We start from the raw sequence: 341 nt of genomic DNA on the forward strand, positions 1-341 counted from the left end.
CGCCCGCGCAGATGGCGAAATACCATCAGTTCTCCGGCTGCATCAACTGCGGCCTGTGCTACGCCGCCTGTCCGCAGTTTGGCCTGAACCCTGAGTTTATCGGCCCGGCCGCCATTACCCTGGCGCACCGCTATAACGAAGACAGCCGCGACCACGGCACAAAAGAACGTATGGCCCAGCTGAACAGCCAGAACGGGGTCTGGACCTGCACGTTTGTCGGTTACTGCTCCGAAGTCTGTCCGAAGCATGTCGACCCGGCCGCCGCTATTCAGCAGGGGAAAGTGGAAAGCTCGAAAGACTTTCTTATCGCTACCCTGAAACCACGCTAAGGAGTGCATGAT

Annotated in this window: 1 pseudogene; it reads left to right on the plus strand. The window is 58.7% G+C overall.

Annotated features, from left to right (window positions below):
- A pseudogene (gene frdB / locus RTW80_RS28045) lies at window positions 1–329 on the plus strand (fumarate reductase iron-sulfur protein); the annotation flags it as partial.
- Window positions 330–341 lie beyond the last annotated feature (12 nt).

The organism is Escherichia sp. AM3, from assembly GCF_032029835.1.
In the GTDB taxonomy this organism is placed as follows: domain Bacteria; phylum Pseudomonadota; class Gammaproteobacteria; order Enterobacterales; family Enterobacteriaceae; genus Escherichia; species Escherichia coli.